The organism is Aeromonas sp. (assembly GCF_050633025.1).
Lineage (GTDB): Bacteria > Pseudomonadota > Gammaproteobacteria > Enterobacterales > Aeromonadaceae > Aeromonas.
Genome location: NZ_JBODRQ010000224.1, coordinates 1 through 2,869, shown reverse-complemented (window position 1 = coordinate 2,869; position 2,869 = coordinate 1). Strand labels below are relative to the sequence as shown.

The window sequence follows — 2,869 nt, the reverse complement described above, 5'->3', positions numbered from 1 at the left end:
GTGGTGGACTCAAGGCAACGAGCCGGGCAAGCACGGTGTCTGGCTGGATGTCGGGGCGGCAAGCTGCCCCTGGGTTGAGTTCATGATGAAGATGGCGGAGCCTGTTCAGGCGGGCTCGGCTTTTTTGCTATACAACCGTAGAGAGCAATAATAATGAAAAAAAATCGCATTACCATGCTGCTTGCCAGCATGATGTTGAGTGGCCACCTCTGGGCGGCCGAGGCATACGACATCAACAAATCCTATTCGGGCGGCAGCCAGGTCAATTACAACGGCCAGCTGTTCGAGGCCAAGTGGTGGGCCAACCCGGGTCAGACTCCGGGCATGGCGGCCGCCAATGAGTGGGATACCCCGTGGAAGCTGATCGGCGAAGGGGAAGTGACCCCGCCGGATACCGGCGGAGATGACAAGCCCAATCCGCCGACGCCTACCCCGCCGGATGGCAGCACCGCCCCCGTCTATATGAGCCAGGCCGAGCTGGATGCCAAAGAGAAGGCGCTGACCGACTTCCCGGCGATGGAGGCGGTCAAGGCCTCCATCGCTACCCGGGACAATCTGGTCGTCGAGGCGGTGCAGCCGGGCCGCGCCGACAACCCTGGCAACGTCAAGCGGGTCGAAAGCCTGCTGAGCGAGAGCCAGTTCAACTACCTCTTCCCGCTGCGCGCCCCCGAGTACACCTATCGTGGCCTGCTGCAGGCGGCGGCCAAATTCCCGGCCCTGTGCAGCGACTACCGCGATGGCCGCGATGCCGACGCCATCTGCCGCAAGACGTTGGCAACCATGTTCGCCCACTTCGCCCAAGAGACCGGTGGTCACGAGAGCTGGCGCCCGGAAGCGGAGTGGCGTCAGGCGCTGGTTTACGTGCGCGAGATGGGCTGGAATGAGACCATGCGCGGCGGTTACAACGCCGAGTGTCGTCCCGATGTGTGGCAGGGTCAGCAGTGGCCGTGCGGCACCTTCGACAATGGCGAGTTCAAGAGCTACTTTGGCCGCGGCGCCAAGCAGCTCTCCTACAACTACAACTACGGCCCCTTCTCCGAGGCGATGTTTGGTACGGTACGTACTCTGCTCGACAAGCCGGAGCTGGTGGCTGACACCTGGCTAAACCTCGCCAGCGCGGTGTTCTTCTACACCTATCCGCAGCCGCCCAAGCCCTCCATGCTCCATGTCATCGATGGCACCTGGCAGCCGAATGACCATGACAAGCAGAATGGTCTGATCCCCGGTTTCGGGGTCACTACCCAGATCATCAATGGCGGGGTGGAGTGTGGCGGCCGCGCCGAGCATGCCCAGTCCCAGAACCGCATTAATTACTACCGCGAGTTTGCCAATTACCTCGGTGTGCGGGTACCCGCAGACGAAGTGCTCGGTTGTAAAGGGATGAAGTACTTTGACGAGAAAGGGGCTGGTGCCCTGCCCATCTACTGGGAGCAGGAGTGGAACAATGTGGCCGGGAATCCGAACGGCGGCAAGAGCTACGCGTGCAAACTGGTGGGCTACCAGACTCGCTTCAGTGCCTTCAAGGAGGGGGATTACAGTCGCTGTGTCCAGCACTTCTATCCCGAAGTGGTGATCGAGGATAACGGCGGTGGCACCAACCTGCCGCCGGTGGCCAATATCACCGGCCCGGCGCAGGTCGAAGGCGGCAGCAAGGTGACCCTATCCGCCCAGCACTCCAGCGATCCGGAAGGCAAGCCGCTCTCTTATGGCTGGACGCTGCCTGCCGGTACCTCTGCCCAGGTGCTGGATCAGGTGACGCTGGAGCTGACCCTGCCCAAGCCGGCCAGTGATACCAAGCTGGACATCAAACTGATCGTCACCGATGAAGGAAACTTGAGTCGCAGCACCACTCATAGCCTGCTGGTAAAAGGGGAGGAGGGGGGCGTGACCCAGCCTGACTATCCGGCCTATAAAGCGGGGACTCGCTACAAGGCGGGGGAGCGGGTCAGCAATGGTGGTGCCAGCTACCAGTGCAAACCGCACCCCTACACCGGTTGGTGTGCCGGTGCAGCCTGGGCCTATGAGCCCGGCAAGGGGACCGCATGGAGCGATGCCTGGATCAAGCTGTGATCTGGCAATGAGCCAATGTAATAAAAGATGGGGCCTGCGGGCCCCATTCTTGTTTGGTGGAGTTCAGGTTTGGCCGAGGACTCTCTCTGGCCGGGACAGGACAGCACCTGATGGCGCTGCGTCAGGATGTGAAATGTAGTTTTATTACTTTTTTTGGTGAAATGCTTTCACGGCTCACTTGCCGTAGCGGAAGTAGTATTCACGGGTGGACGGTGCATAGGCATCTTTTTCTACAATGCCGTTTTTAGTGGTTGCGCCCTTGAGGCGGAACAGTACTGCCAGATTCTCAAACATGGTTTACCTCATCGCTCTGTCATTTATGGTTATGGTGCGTGATCTTTATCACGGTTTGATCCTATGGCTATATGTGAGACAGATCAACTTTTTGTGTTTTAAATTTACCGAAATCATGGAAAAGGATTTCAAATGCAATGCTCTTTATGGAAAGGCTTTCCGAGGGGCGGTGATAAGCTGCCAGTAGAAGAGGTCGGCGAGCGGGGGGGGGCTATACAGGAAAGGGGCTTGCTTCACGATCTCTTCTTGATCGGGGCTTGAGTATCGGATCATAGGGCGATTTGTGACCTAAAACAGAGGGATAGCATGCGCCTTGTTGGTAAAAACAGCGAGCTGCTGCATTTTTGACTAAACGAATCCATCGCAGTTATTTTAGGGTTGACAGCAAAGCGGGTGATGCCTATCATGCGCCTCCGTTGCCGGAGATAACTTCGTCAGCGCCGAGGTGAGTTGGGGTTATAGCTCAGCTGGGAGAGCGCTTGCATGGCATGCAAGAGGTCCGCGG

At 58.4% G+C, this 2,869-nt stretch carries 1 protein-coding gene; it reads left to right on the top strand.

Going from position 1 to position 2,869, the window contains the following annotated elements; genetic code table 11:
- Positions 1–153 precede the first annotated feature (153 nt).
- Positions 154–2,070: a glycoside hydrolase family 19 protein gene (locus ACRAUW_RS17560; RefSeq protein WP_431363302.1), complete on the top strand. Its 1,917-nt coding sequence runs from the start codon at positions 154–156 to the stop codon at positions 2,068–2,070.
- Positions 2,071–2,869: the final 799 nt, after the last annotated feature.

Excerpts from the sequence above, each read along its gene's own strand:
- ACRAUW_RS17560 (WP_431363302.1), top strand. The coding sequence starts at position 154 with ATGAAAAAAAATCGCATTACCATGCTGCTTGCCAGCATGATGTTGAGT.